Origin of the sequence: Ruminococcus callidus ATCC 27760, assembly GCF_000468015.1 — a bacterium.
Lineage (GTDB): Bacteria > Bacillota > Clostridia > Oscillospirales > Ruminococcaceae > Ruminococcus_C > Ruminococcus_C callidus.
This window is the reverse complement of record NZ_KI260286.1, coordinates 41,296-55,126: the sequence shown is the minus strand read 5'-3', so window position 1 is coordinate 55,126 and position 13,831 is coordinate 41,296. Positions and strand designations below refer to the sequence as shown.

The window sequence follows — 13,831 nt, the reverse complement described above, 5'->3', positions numbered from 1 at the left end:
TGGTATAATGGAAATGCGGTAAATCGGAAGTTGTGGAGGAATCATTGATGATACTTTTGGTAGTTGATACACAAAAAGCAATTACAAATGATAAATTATACCAATTTGATTTATTCAAATCTCGTGTTATAGAACTGATAAGAACAGCTCGAAATAATAAGATAGAAGTTATTTTTGTTCGGCATGACGATGGGATTGGCAATGAATTGACAAAAGGAAATGATGGTTTTGAAATATATGATGGATTTCAACCACTTAATGGTGAACTTGTTTTTGACAAGAACGTAAATAGTGCTTTTAAAGATACTGGACTATTGGAGTATTTAAGACAAAAAGAAGAAAATACGATTATTATTGTGGGATTGCAGACAGATTATTGTATTGATGCAACGATTAAATCGGGATTTGAGCATGGTTTCAAAATGATTGTTCCTGCAAATGCGAATAGTACAGTTGATAATCAGTATATGACCGCTGAACAAAGCTACCATTATTATAATGAATTTATGTGGAATAAGCGGTATGCAGAATGTATTCCTTTTGAGAAAACACTTGAACTAATGGACTGATAAATTCCAGTTTTTCCACATGAAAAGAACGCATGGCGGGCACTGTGTTGGTGAAATTTGCGGCGGATTGACTGTGTTGGGGCTGTGTGGTATAATGAAGGTGCGGTAAATCGGAATTTGTGAAGGAGGAGTATGCTATGAATATAGGGTTTTGGCTATGTGGAGTTTTGGTTATTCCATTTGTGATTATAGGAGTGTTATTTGCTATATTTAAAGAAAAAGCGGCTAAATTTGTTTCGGGATTTAATTCGTTACCGAAAGAAGAACAGGCATTGTATGATAAAGCTCATATTTCTCGTGATATAAAAAATCAGTGTTTTACATGGGCTGGCATAATGTTAGTAGGAGCAGTGTTGTCTTATTTTTTAACACCATATATGGCTATTCCGGCTTTTATTATTTGGCTCGTTTTATTTTTCAAAGAGGTTCACTTTGACACACACAAAGCATTTGAAAAATATTTATTAAAATAAATTCCAGTTTCTCCACATGAGAAGAACGCATAGCGGGCACTGTGCCAGTGAAATTTACGGCGGATTGACTAAGTTAGAATTGTGTGGTATAATGGAAATGCGGTAAATCGGAAGTTGTATGAAACTTTATAGTGATAATCGGAGGAAATGAGATGCTGACACACATCGGAACACAAACAATAGAAACAGAAAGACTGATACTTCGTCGTTTTGAGTATTCTGATATTGATTCTATGCTACGCAACTGGATAGCAGATGAACAGACACAATGGGATTATGGTGAACCATATTATCCTACATCTGATGATGTTCAGAAGTTATTTGATACGAAGTATATTGTTTCTTATTCCTGTAAAGATTATTATCGCTGGGCAGTTATTGAAAAGACATCCAGCGAGTGTATAGGACAAATTGCATTTTTCTTAGTTGACAGCAACAATCAGCATGGTGAGATTGAGTATGTTATCGGTCCTGCATTTCAGGGTAAGGGATATGCCACAGAAATGACGAAAGCAGTTATTCGTTTTGGTTTCGAAAAAATCAACTTTCATAGAATTGAGATTGATTGTCGTACAGTAAATGAAGCTTCACGCAGAGTTATTGAAAAGTGCGGACTTACATACGAAGGAACATTTCGTGATTTTTTCTGGAGAAAAGATCATTTTGAGGGAAGAAGAGTTTATTCAGTTCTCAAAAGCGAATGGGAAAAGTTAAACAAGAAATAAAAATTCCAGTTTTTCCACATGAGAAGAACGCATAGCGGGCAACTGTGTCGGTGAAATTTGCGGCGGATTGACTGCGTTGGGGCTGTGTGGTATAATAGAAATGCGGTAAATCGGGATTTGACGGAGGTAATGAAATGTTTGAAGAACTAGGAATTAGTTTTGGCACAGCACTAATCGTTTTACTTGCATTATATTTTATAGTTAAATGGGCTGTCAGAAATGGAATAAAAGAAGCCTATAGGGATATTACAGGAAAAGTCACTACCGAAGATATTGAAGAAGAACAAATACACGATGAACTAGGTATTGATGAAGAGGAGAAATAGACAACTTCTAGTTTTTCCACATGAGAAGAACACATAGCGGGCACTGTGCCGGTGAAATTTGTGGCGGATTGACTGCGTTGGGGCTGTGTGGTATAATGGAAATGCGGTAAATCGGAATTTAGGTGGTAAATAATGAAGAAAAGATATTGTATAATACCTCAAATATTGCTTCTGTTCTGGTTTTTTCTTGATATGACAGGTATTTATTTCAGAAATACTTATTTAGTCGCACGCTCATATAAAGATGATGGAATATTTTTTCTTATTTATTTAGTAACTATAATATTATTTATATTTAAGGAAAAATTCGGAAAATGGGCTGTTGCGGTATGGACATCAATATGGTTTGTAGTTCAATTCTTATGCCACGAATGGTATACTATTTTTGGTAAAGGGATAATGGGTTCACTTGAAGGTAAGATAAAGTGTTTTTCAGGGGCTATAAAGTGGCTTGAAATTGATGGAAGATATATACCAGATGTTTATCATTCTATTTTGCATATTCTTATTCTAATGGTTGTTATAACATCCGCAATATATATCAGAAATTCTAAAAAGCAAGCATAAATTCCAGTTTTCAGACAACAAAAAAGCTGTTGTACCAAACAAATGGTACAACAGCTTTTTGTATATCATAGGGTTTCAGAGAACCGCTTACTTCACAGCACCCTTTTTGATCGACTCGATCAGACCGCCGTTTGCGATAATGGTCTGGATAAATTCCGGAAACGGTGCCACATGGAATTCCTTGCCGGTGGTGACATCGCGAATGATGCCGTTGTCCAGATCTGCTTCCACCGTGTCGCCCTCGCTGATAGCGTCTACAGCCTCCGGACACTCCACGATCGCCAGACCGATGTTGATAGAGTTCCGGTAGAAGATGCGGGCAAAGCTCTTGGCAATGACCAGAGCAATGCCGCTTTCCTTGATTGCAATCGGGGCATGCTCACGGGAAGAACCGCAGCCGAAGTTTTCGCCGCCGACCATGATGTCGCCCGGCTTCACGCGGCTGGTGAAGGTGGTATCCAGATCTTCCATGCAGTGAGAAGCCAGTTCCTTCTTGTCAATGGTGTTCAGATAACGTGCCGGAATGATAACGTCCGTGTCCACGTTGTCGCCGTATTTGATGACAGTTCCGTTCAGTTGCATGATTACAGTACCTCCTTCGGGGAAACGATCTTGCCGGCAATGGCACTTGCTGCTGCAACCGCCGGACTTGCCAGATATACTTCAGATTCCGGGTGACCCATTCTGCCTACGAAGTTCCGGTTTGTGGTGGAAACTGCACGTTCACCGGCAGCCAGAATGCCCATGTGTCCGCCCAGACACGGGCCGCAGGTCGGGGTAGATACTACGCAGCCAGCCTCGATGAAATCCTTCAGCAGACCGTTTTCCATAGCCTTCAGGTAAATTGCCTGTGTTGCCGGAATGATAATGGCACGGACGTTCTTTGCCACCTTTTTGCCGCGGATAATAGAAGCAGCTTCTTCGATGTCCTTGTAGAAACCGTTGGTGCAGGAGCCAATGACAACCTGATCGATCTTCACCTCGCCCACTTCGTCAATGGTGCGGGTGTTGCCCGGCAGGTGCGGGAATGCCACGGTGGACTTGATCTCAGACAGGTCGATTTCGATAACTTCATCGTAAACGGCATCTTCGTCAGCCTTATAGACAACCGGCTTGCGGTCGCTGTGCTCTGCCACGAATGCCAGTGTCTGATCGTCAACCTCGAAGATACCGTTCTTGGCACCGGCTTCGATTGCCATGTTGGTCATGGTCAGACGGTCGCTCATAGACAGAGAAGCCACGCCCTCGCCAGTGAATTCCATAGAGCGGTACAGAGCACCGTCTACGCCGATCTTGCCAATGATGTGCAGGATCACGTCCTTGCCGGAGATGTACGGGTTCAGCTTGCCCTTGAGAACAAACTTGATAGCAGACGGCACCTTGAACCAAGCCTTGCCGATCGCCATGCCGCATGCCATATCGGTAGAGCCGACACCGGTAGAAAATGCACCCAGTGCACCGTATGTGCAGGTGTGAGAGTCTGCACCGATAACAACGTCACCGGAAACGACCAGTCCTTTTTCCGGCAGCAGGGCATGTTCGATACCCATTTGACCAACGTCATAGAAGTGGGTGATCTCCTTTTCGCCGCAGAAATCGCGGCACATTTTACACTGTGTGGCAGCCTTGATGTCCTTGTTCGGGGCAAAGTGATCCATGACCATGGTCACCTTGTCCTTATCGAAAACGTTGTCCTTGTTCAGCTTGTTGAATTCCCGAATTGCAACGGGGGAAGTGATGTCGTTGCCCAGTACCCGATCCAGATTGACCAGGATCAGCTGACCGGCTTCGACAGAATCCAAGCCGGCGTGTGCAGCAAGGATCTTTTGTGTCATTGTCATACCCATAGGGGAAGTTCCTCCTTTGTTTGATTTAGTCCATGCGGTTGATGATCGCACCCTGATCCGCAGAGGAAACCATCTTGGAATACCGCTTCAGATAGCCGGTGAGGTTTTCCTTGACCAGAATCTTGGTGGTCTTTTTCCGTTCTGCCAGTTCCTCGTCGGAAACTTCCAGCTGAATGCTGTGGTTCGGAATGTCAATGGAGATGATGTCGCCGTCCTGTACATAGGCAATAGTACCGCCGTTGACTGCTTCCGGAGAAACGTGACCGATCGCTGCACCGCGGGTCGCACCGGAGAAGCGGCCGTCTGTGATGAGGGCAACGTCCTTGTCCAGTCCCATGCCGGCGATTGCAGAAGTCGGGGAGAGCATTTCCCGCATGCCCGGACCGCCTGCAGGTCCCTCGTACCGGATCACAACGACATCACCCTTGACGATCTTGCCGCCGGTGATCGCTGCAATAGCTTCTTCTTCGCTGTTGAATACCTTTGCCGGTCCCTTGTGTACCAGCATTTCCTTTGCAACGGCACTCCGCTTTACAACGCAGCGATTCGGAGCCAGATTGCCCTTGAGGACAGCAATACCGCCGGTTTCGCTGTACGGCTGATCGATCGGGCGAATGATGTCGGTGTTCTTGTTGATACATCCCTTGATGTTCTCTGCCATGGTCTTGCCGGTGACAGTCATCACATCGGTGTGGAGCAGATTCTTCTTGGTCAGTTCGTTCAGAACGGCATAGATGCCGCCGGCTTCGTTCAGGTCTTCCATGTATGCGTGACCTGCCGGAGCAAGGTGGCAGATGTTCGGAGTGCGTGCACTGATCTGGTTGACCATGTCCAGATCGATCTTGATGCCGCATTCGTTGGCAATTGCCGGCAGGTGCAGCATGCTGTTGGTGGAACAGCCCAGTGCCATATCTGCGGTCAGTGCGTTTTCAAAAGCGTCTGCGGTCATGATGTCGCGGGGACGGATATTCTTCCGGTACATATCCATAACTGCCATACCAGCCTGTTTTGCCAGCTTGATACGTTCAGAATATACTGCCGGAATGGTGCCGTTGCCTCTGAGTCCCATGCCCAGCACTTCAGTCAGGCAGTTCATAGAGTTTGCGGTGTACATGCCGGAGCAGGAACCGCAGGTGGGGCAGGCGTTGTTCTCGAATTCTTCCACGTCCTCCAGAGTGAACTTGCCGGCAGCGTAAGAGCCGACAGCTTCAAACATGCTGGACAGACTGGTTTTCTTGCCCTTGACGTGACCGGCAAGCATCGGACCGCCGCTGACAAAGACAGTCGGCACGTTCACTCTTGCGGCAGCCATCAGCAGACCGGGGACATTCTTGTCACAGTTCGGGATCATGACCAGTGCATCAAAGTGATGTGCCAGAGCCATGCACTCGGTGGAGTCGGCGATCAGGTCACGGGTCACCAGAGAATATTTCATGCCCTTGTGTCCCATGGCGATACCGTCACAGACTGCAATTGCCGGAAATACTACCGGTGTACCGCCAGCCATGGCAACGCCCAGCTTGACAGCTTCCACGATTTTGTCGATGTTCATGTGTCCCGGTACGATCTCATTATAAGAAGAAACAATGCCGACCAGCGGACGTTCCATTTCTTCCTTGGTCATTCCCAGTGCGTGGAACAGGGAACGCTGGGGTGCCTTATCGACACCCTCACAGTAAAAATTACCGTTCATTTTTTTCACCTCATATAATTTCGGAAAAATACTTTTCCGTGTGTCACAATGGATTTGCTGTGTATCCAAAAACTGCTTTCCTGATATTGCGTCAGGAAAGCAGTTTCTGCGTTATGGTTTTATCCCTGCGTATCCCATCGATTCAGAAATGGGGGATTGCTGTAGCAAATGTACTGATTAGTTGTTGATCAGCTTGTCTTCACCGTTCCAGCTGTACAGCTTACGGATCTCTTCGCCGACCTTTTCAGACGGATGCTCAGCAGCCAGCTTACGCATAGCACGGAAGTGTGCCTGACCGCCTGCTTCGCTCATATCCAGCAGGAATTCCTTTGCGAAGGAACCGTCCTGAATGTTCTTCAGGATCTGCTTCATGGTCTTCTTGGTTTCCTCGGTGATCAGCTTCGGACCGGTGATGTAGTCGCCGTATTCCGCAGTGTTGGAGATGGAGTAACGCATGCCTGCAAAACCGCTCTGGTAGATCAGGTCTACGATCAGCTTCATCTCGTGAATGCATTCGAAGTAAGCGTTTCTCGGGTCATAACCAGCTTCGCACAGAGTTTCGAAACCAGCCTGCATCAGGGCACAAACGCCGCCGCACAGAACAGCCTGTTCACCGAACAGGTCGGTTTCTGTTTCGGTACGGAATGTGGTTTCCAGAACGCCGGCTCTTGCACCGCCGATAGCCAGACCATAAGCCAGTGCCAGATCCTGAGCCTTGCCGGTTGCGTCCTGCTGTACAGCAACGAGGCACGGAACGCCCTTGCCTGCCAGATATTCCGAACGAACGGTGTGACCTGGTCCCTTCGGAGCGATCATGGTAACGTCAACGTCTGCCGGCGGAATGATCTGACCGAAGTGGATTGCAAAGCCGTGAGCGAACATCAGCATATTGCCCGGTTCCAGATTCGGTGCAATGTCCTTCTTGTACATTGCTGCCTGCTTTTCATCATTGATCAGAATCATGATGATGTCAGCCTGCTTTGCAGCTTCTGCTGCGGTGAATACTTCGAAGCCCTGTGCCTCAGCCTTTGCCCAGGACTTGCTGCCCTTGTACAGACCGATGATTACTCTGGCCTTATCGCCCAGAGATTCCTTGGCATTCAGTGCGTGTGCGTGACCCTGACTGCCGTAGCCGATAACAGCGATAGTCTTGCCATACAGCAGCGACAAGTCACAGTCTTCCTGATAAAATACCTTTGCAACATGATCCATTGTGAAAGACTCCTTTGAATAAATTTGGGTTTCGGAAACGATTTTTCATTTCCGACGCAGTACCGCCGGAGCATCCGTGCAGTCTGCTGATCCATTTATATACGACTGCTCACGCATCTTTCAGGCATGAGCCGCCTCTTTCAAGAGCGACCAGACCGGTGCGGCACATTTCCATGATGCCGTAGGGTTCCAGCAGCTCAATAAAAGCGTTGATCTTAGAGGACTCGCCGCGAATTTCGATGACCAGTGCCTCCGGAGAATAGTCGGTGATCTTCGCACGGAAGACATCGACCACAGACATAATATCCTGACGCTTGTCTGCCACATTGTTGATCTTGATGAGCAGCAGCTCGCGGACCACTGTCTGATCCTGTTCCATGACCTTGACGGTCTTGACATCATACATCTTTTCCAGCTGCTTGACGATCTGGTTACAGATACCGGGGTCACAGTGGGTGGAAATGGTGATGCGGGAGAATTCCGGTGATTCGGTTTCTCCGACTGTCAGGGTATCAATATTAAAGCCTCGTCTGGTGAACATGCCCGAAACGCGGGACAGCACACCGGAATGGTTTGCAACGAGGACGGAAATAACAAAGCGTTCGATTCGATCCATGATGACACACCCCTTTACATTGCAGAAATATCGACGATAATATCATCGATGCAGCCGCCCGGCGGCAGCATGGGAAGAACGAATGCGTCACAGTCGATCGCACAATCTACCAGAACCGGTCCCTTTTCGGCAAACGCCTTGGGCAGGACTTCTTTCAGTTCTGCCATATTCATGGCACGATAGCCCGGCATGCCGAATGCTTCTGCCAGTTTGACGAAGTCGGTCTTGCGTTCCAGCGTGGTGTTGGAATAGTGCTTGTCGAAGAACAGGGTCTGCCACTGCCGAACCATGCCCAGCACGCCGTTGTTCATGATGAATACAACGACCGGTGTCTGGTTGGTGACTGCGGTAGCCAGTTCGTTCAGGTTCATGCCGAAGCTGCCGTCGCCGGTGACCAGAATGGTCTTTTTGCCGGTTGCAGTTGCGGCACCGATCGCAGCACCCAGACCAAAGCCCATGGTGCCCAGACCGCCGCTGGAAATAAAGGTACGGGGTGTTTCAAACGGATAGTGCTGAGCCACCCACATCTGATGCTGTCCAACGTCTGTGGCAACGATCGTTTCGTTGTCTGCCGCTTCTGCCAGTGCATCGATGGCAGTGAACGGTGTCAGTTCGTCCGGATTCTGTGCTTCCAGTTCTCTGGTCTTTTCCTGTAATTCAGCCACACGTGCCATCCAGTCGGCGTGAGTCTGCTGCGGCAGTTTTTCCGCCAGCTTTTGCAGGATCTCCTTCATGGAACCGGTCATGCCCAGTTCTACCGGAATGTTCTTGCAGAGCTCAGAAGCATCGATGTCCATGTGAATGATCTTGGCATTTCTGGCATACTTTGCAGTGTTGCCGGTGCCTCTGTCGCTGAAGCGGCAGCCTGCTGTGATGATCAGGTCTGCTTCATTCTGTGCAATGGAGGAGGCATAGTGTCCATGCATACCCTCCATGCCCAGCCAGCGGGGATTGGAGGACGGTACTGCGGAAATGCCCATCATGGTGCAGCCGATCGGTGCGTCGATCTTTTCTGCCAGAGCCAGAACTTCCGCACCGGCATCGTCGGTAATTGCACCGCCGCCGATGTAGATGTACGGCTTTTCGGCAGCCAGAATCATTTCGATTGCTTTTTCGATCTCGCTGTCGTTGACTGCCGGAACCGGATCTTTTTCCACCGGCTTCTGTGCAGTGTACTCATACAGGGCGTTCTGTACGTCCTTGGGAACGTCCACCAGAACCGGTCCCGGTCTGCCGGACTTGGCAATGCGGAATGCCTCCCGAATGGTATCTGCCAGATCTTCCACACGCTTTACCAGGAAGTTGTGCTTGGTGATCGGCATGGTCACGCCGGTGATGTCCACTTCCTGAAAGCTGTCCCGTCCGATCAGAGAGTTCGGCACGTTGCCGGTGATCGCTACCAGCGGCACAGAGTCCAGATATGCAGTGGCGATACCGGTGACCAGATTGGTGGCACCCGGACCGGAGGTGGCGATGACAACGCCGACCTTGCCGGTGGCACGTGCATAACCGTCTGCTGCGTGTGCGGCACCCTGTTCATGGGCTGTGATGATGTGATGGATCCGGTCCTGTGCCAGATAGAGGGCATCGTAGATGTCGATGACCTGTCCGCCCGGATAGCCGAATACCGTAGAAGCACCCTGTTCGATCAGGGTTTCTACGATGATTTGTGCACCTTTCAATTTCATTTGTTTTTCACCTTTTTACTGGGAAACTTTTCCGTTTGGGCAAAAGCTCCGATATTTGAGAAGAATTGCTGATTCTGTTAGCAAAAATACGATTGGTATAGACCCGAAGCGATATGCCGGCAGATGCGGCACGCTTTCTATGAAAGAAGTACAGGCACGCAGGCGGCTGTACAGCAAGACATTTTGCGGTGTCCTATAAAAAAAGCCTTCGGCTGTCATACCGAAAGCTTCCAATCTTCATGCAAGCGTTGCGGCGGAAAAACAGCCGTTCGCATTTGTCTTTGGAACCACGGTCTGTACAGCACAAATTCCGCTTCGGGTCAAAATGACTCGAGCGTCTAGTTCCACGATCATCACTCGTGCTGCCAGCCGGCACATCATGTCACTGTACATGTGAGGATACTCCCTTTCCGAAAGACTTTACGACTCCGCCGCCGGACGGCGATATTCACCGCCATTGCTGTTCGTATGTGTCTAGTATAGCACTATGTTTTCGCAAATGCAAGTGTCTGTCTTTTGTTTTTACATTTTGGATACAATTTGTTCAATATACAGCACTGTAAAACAGAAATATTCAGCGTCTTTCGTGAAATCCAAAGAATTTTCGCAAAAATGCTTGACAAACAAGGCGAAAACTGCTATACTGAAGATATTCACAGCAATGGGATTGCTGGTGTATCATGAAAAAGGCTTTGACGGGAAGAAAAGAGAACGCATTCTGCATCGCAGAGAGTCGGCGGCTGGTGTGAGCCGACAGCAGGGCGTTCAGGATAACTGGTCCCCGAGCCGCAGGCGGAACAGACGGGCATTGTCCCGTATCAGTAGGCTGTGCCGGATACTCTCCGTTAGCAGAGTACACATTGTCAGATGTGATGAGTGGACGCACACGCTGCGTCAAAAAGAGTGGTACCACGGAGAAAAATGGATCTTCGTCTCTTTTGTACAGATGAAAATATCTGTATGGAAGGGGCTTTTTTTGTAAACAGAGCAGATCGCCGCAGATCACATGACAGGGTAGATCACCTACACATAACAGGAAAGGAATGTATCTTATGAAAAACGTAGAACAGTATGCACCGCAGTTTTTTCCGGTAAAGAATCCGCCTATGCGTTGGGCACAAAAGACAATGATCGAAAAGGCACCGATCTGGTGCAGCGTCGATCTGCGTGACGGCAATCAGGCTTTGATCACGCCTATGAGTCTGGACGAAAAGCTGGAATTCTTCCGCTATCTGGTAAAGATCGGCTTCAAGGAGATCGAGATCGGCTTTCCGGCTGCTTCTGAAACCGAATACGAATTCTGCCGTACTCTGATCGAAAACAATATGATTCCGGACGATGTCACCATTCAGGTATTGACACAGGCACGGGAACACATCATTGCCAAGACATTTGAAGCCCTGAAGGGTGCAAAACATGCCATTGTGCACCTCTATAATTCCACTTCCGTGGCACAGCGGGAACAGGTGTTCAAAAAGAGCAAGGAAGACATCATCAAGCTGGCGGAACTGGGGGCAAATCTCTGCAAGGAATATCGGGCAAAGACCGAGGGACACTTCCGGTTTGAGTATTCTCCGGAAAGCTTTACCGGCACCGAACCGGAATTCGCTCTGGAGATCTGCAACGCCGTATTGAAAATCTGGGAACCGACACCGGAAGATCCGGTCATCATCAATCTGCCGGTTACGGTTTCCCACTCCATGCCGCACGTTTATGCTAATCAGGTCGAATACATGAGCGACAACCTGTACCGTCGGGAAAATGTCATCATCTCCCTGCACCCCCACAACGACCGCGGCTGTGCTGTGGCAGATAGCGAACTGGGGCTGCTTGCCGGCGGCGACCGTATCGAGGGCACCTTGTTCGGCAACGGTGAGCGTACCGGTAACGTGGACATTGTCACACTGGCTCTGAACATGTATTCGCAGGGCGTGGATCCGGAACTGGACTTCTCCAACATGCCGGAGATCGTAGAGGTTTACGAGCGTGTCACCAGAATGCACGTTTATGAGCGTTCGCCGTACAGCGGTCAGCTGGTATTTGCCGCGTTCAGCGGTTCTCATCAGGACGCAATTGCCAAGGGCATGCACTGGAGAGAGGAACACGACTGCAAGCACTGGAACGTGCCGTATCTGCCCATCAATCCGGAAGATGTGGGCCGTGTCTACGAGGCAGACGTGATCCGTATCAACAGCCAGTCCGGCAAGGGCGGTGTCAGCTACCTCATGGAAACCAAGTACGGCTATCACATTCCGCAGAAGATGCGGGAATCTTTCGGCTATCTGGTCAAGGGCGTTTCCGACCATGCCCACAAGGAATTGCTGCCGGAAGAAGTACTGGACATCTTCACCAAGCACTATGTCAACGTGGAAACACCGGTTTCCATTCCGGAAGTCCACTTCGTGCAGAAGGGCGAAAATGCCATTGGCACCGAGGCAACCATTTCCTATAAGGGCAGCACAGAAACAGTACACGGTGACGGAAACGGTCGTCTGGACGCGGTTTCCAATGCGGTAAAGGCACACCTGAATATGGACTTCTCTCTCACCACCTACACAGAACATGCACTGGAGGTTTGCTCCAATTCCAAGGCAGTGGCTTATGTGGGACTGGAGAAGAACGGCAAGACCTATTGGGGCGTTGGCGTGCATTCGGACATCATCAACTCTTCGATCTCTGCATTCTTGAGTGCACTGAACGCCATGCTTATGGATCTGAAAAAGTAAACGGAACACTCTGGTAAAAAGGTAGAGAATATTGCAAAAGCCTGTCAGGGAGAATTGCTCCCCGACAGGCTTTTTGTCGTTCAGCAGGATCTGCAATCAAAGCTTCCGGCAGTATCCCAGACAGATCCAGCCGGCACCGGATTTCAGCTTGCCCCAGTTGCCGCAGGTCTTTATAATAGTATAGACACCCTTGTCCCGAATGCAGCCGGTGATCGCATAGCTGGTACCAGCTCCCTTACGGATCCGCAGGGCATCGACAGTCACGCGAACCCGATAGCTGTCCGGCTCTGCTGCCGGTGTGGAAATGGCAGTACTGCCGCGTTGCATCTGCCGGGCAACGTCATGCAAAAATTGTTTCCAATGCCGCTCATCGTTGGTATCCGACCCGCCGCGGCTGGCAGGGACAAACCATTTTGGACAGATCTTTCGTGTCACGTCGTAGTGTCGTATCACCCCGCCGTTCTGCGGATCCAGATGATATTTCTGGCACAGCTGGGCAGTCAGTTCCACCAGACTGGTGTAGGTTTTTCCCGTGAAGCAGCCCGTCCAGTCCGGATGGCAGCACTCCACACTGACCGTATAGGAATTTGCTTCATTTGTGCACCAGCTGGTTTCCTCATCGGGAATGCAGCATAGAATTTCCCCCTGCAGCCCGATAATATAGTTGCTGGAAACGGCACGGCTGGTGGTGTTAAAGTAGTTCCGGTTTGCCATGGCGGTGCTGTTGGGATTTGCAACCCAGTGCACGGCAATGGCAGTGGTACGGCTTCGGCGTGTTTTGGGGCGGTTGTGGGTGAGGTAGGCGTTTTGTATCTGCATAGCGATCACTCCTGTTCCGACGGGCTGTCCGGCTGTGCCTTGCGGCTTAGCAGACTGACAGCATTTTTCCACGCTGCCGGCAGGGGAATGCCCATACGTCCGGCGTTTTCCGTAAGCGAGAGGGCTTCGCTGGCACAGAAGCCAATGATGACTGCACTTCGCAGGAAGTGACTGTTCAGCAGTAAGTCCGCCGCGTTTGCCGTCCCGACAAACACCAGCATTTCTGCCTTGCGGCACATGCCCTGAAAACAGCAGCGGCTGTCCAGCCTGCCGTCTTTGGTGTGCGGGGAATTGTGGAACACGCCGGCAGTAAGCAGCCCTGTTCCGAGGTCTGCCGCCATAAAGCCCAGAAGCACTTGTAAGCCCAAGTCCCAGCCGCCGAGAGCCGCAGCCAACAGCCCGCCGGCAGCACCGATTCCGATACAGATTTTTTCTTTCATGGAAATCCCTCCTTGTGATTTCCCTTCCGCATCTATGGAATGTACCAGATTTTTCGGAAAAGTCAAGGGCGGGGAGAAATTTTTTTGGAATTGAACTATAAGGCAATACCGCACAAAGAGCGTCTGGCGA

General features: G+C 49.3%; 14 protein-coding genes and 1 other annotated feature. Of the genes, 6 read left to right on the top strand and 8 right to left on the bottom strand.

All coding sequences use genetic code 11. The features are described 5' to 3' along the window. Positions 1-47 precede the first annotated feature (47 nt). The 5 genes from RUMCAL_RS00315 (at position 48) to RUMCAL_RS00295 (ending at position 2,660) form a co-directional block, all read left to right on the top strand. On the top strand, positions 48-569 hold the full coding sequence (locus RUMCAL_RS00315; RefSeq protein WP_021680350.1) for a cysteine hydrolase family protein: 522 nt from the start codon (positions 48-50) through the stop codon (positions 567-569). 137 nt (positions 570-706) lie between these two features. After that, entirely contained in the window at positions 707-1,042 is a 336-nt protein-coding gene (locus RUMCAL_RS00310; protein WP_040646272.1) for a DUF3784 domain-containing protein, read from the top strand. 152 nt (positions 1,043-1,194) lie between these two features. Further along, positions 1,195-1,767, top strand: a complete 573-nt coding sequence (locus RUMCAL_RS00305; RefSeq protein WP_021680348.1) for a GNAT family N-acetyltransferase — start codon at positions 1,195-1,197, stop codon at positions 1,765-1,767. A 134-nt stretch (positions 1,768-1,901) separates the two neighbouring features. Further along, a complete protein-coding gene (locus RUMCAL_RS00300) occupies positions 1,902-2,093 on the top strand; it encodes a DUF6019 family protein (RefSeq protein ID WP_021680347.1) in 192 nt (63 codons plus the stop codon). Positions 2,094-2,225: 132 nt separating this feature from the next. Next, entirely contained in the window at positions 2,226-2,660 is a 435-nt protein-coding gene (locus tag RUMCAL_RS00295) for a hypothetical protein (RefSeq protein WP_021680346.1), read from the top strand. 87 nt (positions 2,661-2,747) lie between these two features. On the opposite strand, the gene leuD is transcribed toward RUMCAL_RS00295, so the two are convergent. The 6 genes from leuD to ilvB all read right to left on the bottom strand — a co-directional run bounded on the left by leuD (position 2,748) and on the right by ilvB (position 9,716). Continuing rightward, entirely contained in the window at positions 2,748-3,242 is a 495-nt protein-coding gene (gene leuD / locus RUMCAL_RS00290) for a 3-isopropylmalate dehydratase small subunit (protein ID WP_021680345.1), read from the bottom strand. A 2-nt stretch (positions 3,243-3,244) separates the two neighbouring features. Next, on the bottom strand, positions 3,245-4,507 hold the full coding sequence (leuC, locus tag RUMCAL_RS00285; protein ID WP_021680344.1) for a 3-isopropylmalate dehydratase large subunit: 1,263 nt from the start codon (positions 4,505-4,507) through the stop codon (positions 3,245-3,247). Between the two features lie 25 nt (positions 4,508-4,532). Then, positions 4,533-6,200, bottom strand: a complete 1,668-nt coding sequence (gene ilvD / locus RUMCAL_RS00280) for a dihydroxy-acid dehydratase (RefSeq protein ID WP_021680343.1) — start codon at positions 6,198-6,200, stop codon at positions 4,533-4,535. 177 nt (positions 6,201-6,377) lie between these two features. After that, a complete protein-coding gene (gene ilvC / locus RUMCAL_RS00275; protein ID WP_021680341.1) occupies positions 6,378-7,412 on the bottom strand; it encodes a ketol-acid reductoisomerase in 1,035 nt (344 codons plus the stop codon). 109 nt (positions 7,413-7,521) lie between these two features. Next, positions 7,522-8,028, bottom strand: coding sequence for an acetolactate synthase small subunit (gene ilvN / locus RUMCAL_RS00270; RefSeq protein ID WP_021680340.1), 507 nt, complete (start codon positions 8,026-8,028; stop codon positions 7,522-7,524). A 14-nt stretch (positions 8,029-8,042) separates the two neighbouring features. After that, on the bottom strand, positions 8,043-9,716 hold the full coding sequence (gene ilvB, locus RUMCAL_RS00265; RefSeq protein ID WP_021680339.1) for a biosynthetic-type acetolactate synthase large subunit: 1,674 nt from the start codon (positions 9,714-9,716) through the stop codon (positions 8,043-8,045). 683 nt (positions 9,717-10,399) lie between these two features. Beyond that, positions 10,400-10,656: a binding site (T-box leader), on the top strand. Positions 10,657-10,768: 112 nt separating this feature from the next. Between ilvB and RUMCAL_RS00255 the strand changes: the two genes are divergently transcribed. After that, positions 10,769-12,442: a 2-isopropylmalate synthase gene (locus RUMCAL_RS00255; protein ID WP_117733373.1), complete on the top strand. Its 1,674-nt coding sequence runs from the start codon at positions 10,769-10,771 to the stop codon at positions 12,440-12,442. Positions 12,443-12,538: 96 nt separating this feature from the next. Here RUMCAL_RS00255 and RUMCAL_RS00250 read toward each other — a convergent pair whose 3' ends face one another. Both RUMCAL_RS00250 and RUMCAL_RS00245 read right to left on the bottom strand, forming a co-directional pair. After that, on the bottom strand, positions 12,539-13,261 hold the full coding sequence (locus RUMCAL_RS00250; protein ID WP_051343552.1) for an N-acetylmuramoyl-L-alanine amidase: 723 nt from the start codon (positions 13,259-13,261) through the stop codon (positions 12,539-12,541). A 5-nt stretch (positions 13,262-13,266) separates the two neighbouring features. Next, positions 13,267-13,701, bottom strand: coding sequence for a phage holin family protein (locus RUMCAL_RS00245; RefSeq protein ID WP_040646269.1), 435 nt, complete (start codon positions 13,699-13,701; stop codon positions 13,267-13,269). Positions 13,702-13,831 lie beyond the last annotated feature (130 nt).

Coding starts and splice junctions, on each gene's coding strand:
- RUMCAL_RS00315 (WP_021680350.1), top strand. CDS start 48: ATGATACTTTTGGTAGTTGATACACAAAAAGCAATTACAAATGATAAA.
- RUMCAL_RS00310 (WP_040646272.1), top strand. CDS start 707: ATGAATATAGGGTTTTGGCTATGTGGAGTTTTGGTTATTCCATTTGTG.
- RUMCAL_RS00305 (WP_021680348.1), top strand. CDS start 1,195: ATGCTGACACACATCGGAACACAAACAATAGAAACAGAAAGACTGATA.
- RUMCAL_RS00300 (WP_021680347.1), top strand. CDS start 1,902: ATGTTTGAAGAACTAGGAATTAGTTTTGGCACAGCACTAATCGTTTTA.
- RUMCAL_RS00295 (WP_021680346.1), top strand. CDS start 2,226: ATGAAGAAAAGATATTGTATAATACCTCAAATATTGCTTCTGTTCTGG.
- leuD (WP_021680345.1), bottom strand. CDS start 3,242: ATGCAACTGAACGGAACTGTCATCAAATACGGCGACAACGTGGACACG.
- leuC (WP_021680344.1), bottom strand. CDS start 4,507: ATGGGTATGACAATGACACAAAAGATCCTTGCTGCACACGCCGGCTTG.
- ilvD (WP_021680343.1), bottom strand. CDS start 6,200: ATGAACGGTAATTTTTACTGTGAGGGTGTCGATAAGGCACCCCAGCGT.
- ilvC (WP_021680341.1), bottom strand. CDS start 7,412: ATGGATCATGTTGCAAAGGTATTTTATCAGGAAGACTGTGACTTGTCG.
- ilvN (WP_021680340.1), bottom strand. CDS start 8,028: ATGGATCGAATCGAACGCTTTGTTATTTCCGTCCTCGTTGCAAACCAT.
- ilvB (WP_021680339.1), bottom strand. CDS start 9,716: ATGAAATTGAAAGGTGCACAAATCATCGTAGAAACCCTGATCGAACAG.
- RUMCAL_RS00255 (WP_117733373.1), top strand. CDS start 10,769: ATGAAAAACGTAGAACAGTATGCACCGCAGTTTTTTCCGGTAAAGAAT.
- RUMCAL_RS00250 (WP_051343552.1), bottom strand. CDS start 13,261: ATGCAGATACAAAACGCCTACCTCACCCACAACCGCCCCAAAACACGC.
- RUMCAL_RS00245 (WP_040646269.1), bottom strand. CDS start 13,701: ATGAAAGAAAAAATCTGTATCGGAATCGGTGCTGCCGGCGGGCTGTTG.